This is a genomic window from Methylobacterium sp. 174MFSha1.1 (genome assembly GCF_900116815.1).
Taxonomy (GTDB): domain Bacteria; phylum Pseudomonadota; class Alphaproteobacteria; order Rhizobiales; family Beijerinckiaceae; genus Methylobacterium.
This window is the reverse complement of record NZ_FPCB01000007.1, coordinates 305,929-312,083: the sequence shown is the minus strand read 5'-3', so window position 1 is coordinate 312,083 and position 6,155 is coordinate 305,929. Positions and strand designations below refer to the sequence as shown.

Annotated in this window: 6 protein-coding genes and 1 tRNA gene; 4 read left to right on the top strand and 3 right to left on the bottom strand. The window is 73.2% G+C overall.

Features of this window, described 5'->3' with window-relative positions; translation table 11 throughout:
- Positions 1 to 10 precede the first annotated feature (10 nt).
- From BM430_RS06470 to BM430_RS06450, 4 genes are all read left to right on the top strand, one after another.
- A tRNA-Met gene (locus BM430_RS06470) sits at positions 11 to 87 on the top strand.
- Positions 88 to 309: 222 nt separating this feature from the next.
- Positions 310 to 954 carry a LysE family translocator gene (locus tag BM430_RS06460; protein WP_093566410.1) on the top strand — a complete coding sequence of 215 codons (645 nt, stop codon included), beginning with the start codon at positions 310 to 312 and terminating at the stop codon, positions 952 to 954.
- Between the two features lie 24 nt (positions 955 to 978).
- Positions 979 to 1,869 carry a dihydrodipicolinate synthase family protein gene (locus tag BM430_RS06455; RefSeq protein ID WP_093566409.1) on the top strand — a complete coding sequence of 297 codons (891 nt, stop codon included), beginning with the start codon at positions 979 to 981 and terminating at the stop codon, positions 1,867 to 1,869.
- 175 nt (positions 1,870 to 2,044) lie between these two features.
- Positions 2,045 to 3,403: a pentapeptide repeat-containing protein gene (locus tag BM430_RS06450; RefSeq protein ID WP_093566408.1), complete on the top strand. Its 1,359-nt coding sequence runs from the start codon at positions 2,045 to 2,047 to the stop codon at positions 3,401 to 3,403.
- Positions 3,404 to 3,409: 6 nt separating this feature from the next.
- Here BM430_RS06450 and BM430_RS06445 read toward each other — a convergent pair whose 3' ends face one another.
- The 3 genes from BM430_RS06445 to BM430_RS06435 are packed head-to-tail and all read right to left on the bottom strand — an operon-like array spanning position 3,410 to position 6,131.
- A complete protein-coding gene (locus BM430_RS06445) occupies positions 3,410 to 5,272 on the bottom strand; it encodes an HAD-IIIC family phosphatase (protein ID WP_143131968.1) in 1,863 nt (620 codons plus the stop codon).
- On the bottom strand, positions 5,269 to 5,511 hold the full coding sequence (locus BM430_RS06440) for an acyl carrier protein (protein ID WP_093566406.1): 243 nt from the start codon (positions 5,509 to 5,511) through the stop codon (positions 5,269 to 5,271). The genes BM430_RS06445 and BM430_RS06440 overlap by 4 nt, the downstream gene beginning before the upstream one ends.
- Entirely contained in the window at positions 5,508 to 6,131 is a 624-nt protein-coding gene (locus BM430_RS06435) for a LysE family translocator (RefSeq protein WP_093566405.1), read from the bottom strand. Before BM430_RS06435 ends, BM430_RS06440 begins: the two co-directional genes overlap by 4 nt.
- Positions 6,132 to 6,155 lie beyond the last annotated feature (24 nt).

Genomic DNA, 6,155 nt, shown 5'->3' with positions numbered 1-6,155 from the left:
CACACCCTGGCGCGGGGTGGAGCAGCCCGGTAGCTCGTCAGGCTCATAACCTGAAGGTCACAGGTTCAAATCCTGTCCCCGCAACCAACCATACGAACAACCCCGCGAGGCTCCCGCCTCGCGGGGTTGTTTGCGTTCGGACCCCTGCACAATGCGTCGGGAATGACCAAGCGGGCGTCGGCGGCGAACTGGACCAGCGCGAATGCGCGGAACTGGCCGTAGGGGCCGGGCCAGTTCGCCGGTATGGGCTCCGCTTGCCCGACAAAAAGGTGCCCGCCGGGCGGCACCGCGATCCCGTCCGAGACCTCCATGCCCGATCCGACCTCCCTCGCCCTCTTCGTCGCGGCGGCTCTCGTGCTCGCCGTCACGCCAGGCCCGGGCCTGTTCTACGTCGCGGCGCGAAGCCTCGCCGGGGGTCGGTCCGAGGGCGTGGCGTCCAGCCTCGGCACGGGGCTCGGCGGCATGGTCCACGTCGTGGCGGGTGGGGTCGGCGTCTCCGCCCTGGTGCTCGCCAGCGCGGAACTGTTCGCGGCCCTGAAGCTCGTCGGCGCGGCCTACCTGATCTGGATCGGCTACCGCACGCTGCGCGCGGCCCGCCGGGAGCAGGCCGCGATGCCGGCCGAAGCCGGGCCCGCCGGTGGATCCGGGCGCGCCTTCCGCGAGGGCGTGCTGGTCGAGGCGCTGAACCCCAAGACGGCCGCGTTCTTCCTGGCCTTCCTTCCGCAATTCGTCGATCCGGCCGCCGGGCCGGTCGCGCTGCAATTCATGGTCCTGGGGTCGGTGTCGGTCGCCCTCAACACCTTGGTCGATCTCGCGGTCGCCGTCGCGGCCGGCCGCCTGCGCCGGGGGGCCGCGACCCGCCCCGGGCTGGTCCGCCGCCTGCGCGAAGCCTCCGGTGCCGCGATGATCGCGCTCGGCCTCGGCCTCGCCCTGGCGCGGCGGCCCACCGCCTGACCCCGACCTCGAAGGATTGATCCCATGCGTTTCACCGGCCTCTCCGCCTTTCCGATCACGCCCGCCGAGCCCGACGGCCACGTCGACCTCCCGGCCCTGCGCCGCCTCGTCGCCCGCCTGTGCGGAGCGGGCGTCGATTCGATCGGTCTTCTCGGCAGCACCGGCTCCTACCCCTACCTCACGCGCGAGGAGCGTCGCCGGGCGCTCGATGCGGCGCTCGACGAGGCGGGGGGACGGGTGCCGGTGATGGTCGGCGTCGGCGCGCTGCGGACCGACGAGGCCGTGCGGCTGGCGCAGGACGCGAGGGCGGCGGGCGCCGCGGCCGGGTTGCTGGCGGCGGTGTCCTACACGCCGCTCACCGACGACGAGGTGTTCGAGCATGTCTCGGCGGTGGCGCGGGAGAGCGGATTGCCGCTCTGCCTCTACGACAATCCCTCCACCACGCATTTTCGGTTCGGCCCGGAGCTGATCGGCCGCGTGAGCCGGCTGCCCGGCATCGTCGCGGTAAAGAGCCCTGGCCAGGACGCGCAAGCGGTCGCCGGGCACCTGGCGGGGCTGCGGGCCGTCGTCCCGCCGGACGTCTCCCTCGGTTATAGCGGCGATTGGACCACCACCGAGGCGCTCATCGCCGGCGCGGATGCCTGGTACAGCGTCGTCGCCGGGCTGTTTCCGCAGGCAGCCCTCGACATCGTCCGCGCCGTGCAGCGTGGCGACGCGGCGGAGGCCCGGCGGCTCGACGCCCGGCTCACGCCGCTCTGGGCCCTGTTCCGCGAGTATTCGAGCCTGCGGGTGATGTTCGCCTGCGCCGATCTCCTCGGTCTGTGCCACGCCGCGCCGCCGCGGCCGATCCTGCCGCTCGGCGAGGAAGCGCGGCGGCGCGTGGCCGAGGTGATCCGCGCGCTCGATCTCCGGTAGGTCTGCGACGCGCAGCAGCGCCCCTGCGTCGGATGGCGCCGCCGTCGCGACTGGCCCGGCCGTTGCTTTCCCCGACGGCCCGTGGCTGATACCGGCGGCATCGGCCCCTTCGGAAGGAACGCGCGTGCACCATGGCATCGACAGGCTCGCCCGACGCGACCGGCGGGTCTGAGCGGTGAACACGCGCCCGCAAGCTCCGCTCGATCCGCGCGTCAGGGCCCTCCTCGCCGAGATCGCGGCGGGGGATGGGACGGCCCTGAACCGGGACGGCCGGCCCCTCGACCTGCGCGCCGCGGATCTGAGCCGCCAGCGCCTTTCGCCGCTCGCCGGCGAGGCGGCGTGGTGGGATGCGGACCGCCAGGGCCTGAACCTCGCCGGCGCCGCGATGCCCGGCAGCGACCTGGAGCAGGCCGACCTCACCGGCGCCACCCTGAAGCGCGCCCGGCTCGACGGGGCGCTGGCCCGCTCGGCGGATTTTTCTGGGGCGCTGATCGAGGAGGCGGATTTCGGCAAGGCCGATCTCAGCGGCGCCCGCTTCACCGGCGTGGCGGGCGGGCAGGCCGATTTCACCGAGGCGATGCTGGAGGATGCGAGCTTCCGGGACGCGTCCCTGCGCTTCGCCCGCCTGCCGCGCAGCCTGCTCGACGGCGCGGATTTCTCGGGCGCCGACCTGTGGGGGGCCGATTTCACCGGGGCGGACGCCGACTACACCCGGTTTCGCGGCGCGCGCCTCGACGAGGTGAATCTCTGCGACACCAACCTGACCCACGCCGATTTCGAGGGAGCGAGCCTGACCAAGGCGCGGCTGGTCGGCTCGCGCCTGCGCAGCGCCAAGCTGAGCGGTGCCAAGCTCGACGGGGCGGATCTCTCGGGCGCCGATTTGTCGGCCGCGACGCTGGTGCGGCTCGACCTCTCCTCCTGCGGCTTGCGTCACGCGCGCTTCGCCGGCGCCTGGCTCAACGGCACGCGGTTTCGCGCCGCGCAACTCGGCGAGGCGGTGGGCGAGGAGGTCGCCGGCGAGTACGAGGCGGCCAAGGCCAGCTACCTGGCACTGGAGCAGAATTTCGAGAGCATCGGCAGCCGCGACGAGGCCGGCTGGGCCTATCGCCGGCGCCGGCGCATGGGCCGGCTGCATGCCGGGGCGCTGTTCCGGGCCGCGTGGAGGGAGCACGAGCGCAAGGGCGTCCTGCGCCACGGCTACCGCTGGGTCGCCGACCGCTTCGTCGAGTGGCTGTGCGATTACGGCGAGAGCCTGTCGCGTCTGTTTCGCGCCTTCGCGGTGCTGATCGTGGTGTTTGCGGGACTGTTCGGCCTCACCGGCGGCCTGATCCCGGAGGGCAGCACCGCGCCGACCTACAACGCCCTCGATCTCCTGAGCTACAGCGCCCTCAACATGATGACGGCGAACCCGCCGGAGATCGGCATCAAGCCGGTCGGACGGGTCACCAACCTGCTGGTCGGGGTTCAGGGCGGGACCGGCATCGTGCTGATGGGGCTGTTCGGCTTCGTGCTGGGGAACCGGCTGCGGCGGTGATCCCGCTCAACCCGGCGCGACCGCCATCGGCAGGTCCGCGGGCGGTGCGTAACCTGCGAGATCGAGCGCCCACCGTCCCTCCCCGTCCGGCTCAGGCCTGAAGCCGAGGCGCGGGTAGAGATCCGCCACCATCCCGTTGCGCCCGCTCGGGCGGTAGAGCCCGACGAGGCGCCGGGCGCCCCGGCGCGCGGCCTCCGCCGCCAGAATCGCCAGAGTCCCCTCCTCCACCCGCCGCCCAATGACGCGGCAGCTCATCAGCCAGGTCTCGACGACGAGGTCGCCGCCGGCGAACCGGCCGATCACGACGGCGATGACGCCGTTGTCGCCGAGCCGGTCGGTGAGGCGGAACTGCAGCGTGAGGGCGGCGGGATCCTCGATCAGCGCGGCGGCCTCGGCCTCGCGCAGGCGACGGGTGGTGAGGTTGAACTGGTTGGTCTTGTTGACGAGCTGGACGATGCGCGGGAGCCCGATCGAATCGAACGGGCGCCAGACGAGCCGCATGCCGAGCCCCGCCAGGGTCGCGGCGAGATCGGGGCCGGCCGGGGCCGGGCGAAGGCGGTCCGGCGCGTAAGCCTTCGTACGCTGGCGATCTTCGTCGGTCAGGGTCGCAGCCTCGAAGTAGCCCGCATCCGCGAGGCAGCGGGCGACGAGCGCCGGCTCGTCGGGGACCTCCGGCACCGCCACCATCGGCAGATGGGCGCGCACCAGGGCGCGCTCGAACGGGTTGTCGTCGACGAAGACCAGCGCGTCGAGGCCGAGGCGGAGGTCCTGCGCGATGCGCCGGAGGTTCGTCACCTTGTCGTCCCAGTTCGCCACGACGACTGCGAAGTCGGAGAGGCGCAGGAGCATGTCGGGATGCTCGGCGAAGGGGCGTCGGGCCGCCTCGGGATCGTTCTTCGAGCAGATTGCCAGCACGATGCCGCGGCGCGACAGATCGCGGGCGTAGGATTGGAGCGCGAGGAAGGATTCACCCAGCGCAGAGCCCTGTCCGACCACGATCCCGTCGAGCCCGTCCTCGCCGACCGTCCCGCCCCAGAGCGTGTCGTCGAGGTCGAGCACCAGGGCCTTGGCCGAGCGGCCGAGCCGGGCCCCGACCAGCCGGGCGACGAGGTCGCCGTAGAGCGGCCCGGCCGCCGGCGTCACCGCCTGGCGGGCCCGCAGCCACAGGGCGGGATCGTGCCAGGACTCCAGGCCGTGGCGCGAGACGGCGTCGTCGAGGGCGAGGAGGTCGACGCCCTCCTCCGCCGCTGCGTCCCGCAAGGCGGCGTTGAGGCGGGCGGTGCGGGCGGCGAGCGAGCCCGGCATCCGGTGCTCGTTGGCGCCTATCAGGGGGAGCGCCGTCGGCAGCAGCGTCTGCTGGATCACCGTGCAGCCATGCGCGGCCCTCGCCCGCGCCCAGAGGGCGCGCAGCCGGCCGAGCGCGTCGGCGATCCCGGCCGCCTCCGGCCCGGCGGCGGGGTCGCCCGGCCCCAGGAGCTCCACCGCGTCGAGGGCGAGGAGCACGACATCGGGCCGGGCGTCCCGCAGCGAGTCGCCGTCGATCTCCCGCTGGTACTGCCCGTAGGCGCCCTCCCACACGATGAGCCGGAGGTCGCGGCGCAACGCCCCGACCCGGATCCCGGCCGCGAGATGCGACAGCGTCGAGGAGCCGAGAAGCGCGAGCCTGACGGCCGGGCCGGCCGGAGAGTCTTCCGGGAAGCGCCGCTGCACGACCCGGTCGAGCCGGTTGGTCCGCGCCGGGTCGAGACGGGTGCGCGACAGAGCCACGAGCGCGTCCCAGGCTTGCGGGTCCGGCAGCGCCTCCGCCGCGGCGAGGCGTGCGGCAAAATCCTGCGGCGGCGCGGGCAGCCAGGACAGGTCGGCGGTCACGCGCACGCCTTGCGGGCGACCAGGGCCGCGAGATCGCCGACGCGCGACAGGCCGTCGACCTCGCGAGTCGTGAGCTTGATGCCGAAATGCGCCTCGACCGCGATGACGAGCTCGATCATCCGGGTCGAGTCCCAGCCCTCGACATCCTCGGCGGTCAGCTCCGGCGTGAGCGGGACCGGCTCGCCGAACACCTCCTCGAAGAGCGGGGCGAGGGCCGCCAGCGCGGCTCCTTCCGTCACGGCGTCAGCCGCGCGGTGAGGATCTTCAGGCTCGCGCCAGCGAACAGCACGGCGAAGACGCCGTCGAACCAGCGCCGCAGGCGTCCGTAGCCTTGCGCCAGGCGCCGGTTCGAGAACAGCCAGGCGTAGCCGGTGAAAATCAGCGTGCTCTGCAGGCCGACCACCGCGATCACCAGGGCCAGTTCGGCGTGGGAGGTCTCGGCCGAGAGGCCGAGCGTGTAGAGCGAGCCGAAGAACAGGATCGCCTTCGGGTTGGTCAGGTGCAGGGCGAGCCCCTTGATGTAGTTCCGCGAGGTCGAGGCCCGGCTCGGCGGCGCCGCCAGTGGTACCACGATCGCGCTGCGGGCGGATTTGAGCGCCAGCAGCATCAGGTAGGCGCCGCCGGCGTAGCGCAGGACTTCGAGGGCCCAGGCGCTCGAGGCCATCACCGCCGCGAGTCCGAGCGCCGCGGCGATCGACCACATCAGCGACCCGGTCACGACGCCGAGCGCCAGGGTCAGGCCGGCGCGGCGCCCGGCCTGCATCGCCGTGTCGGCGATCGCCAGGGTCGCGGGGCCGGGGCTGGCGGTGGAGACGAAGGCCACCGCGAGGATCAGCGGCAGGTTGATCGAGAGGGACATCGGGCCGGCCTGTCGGTGATGCGC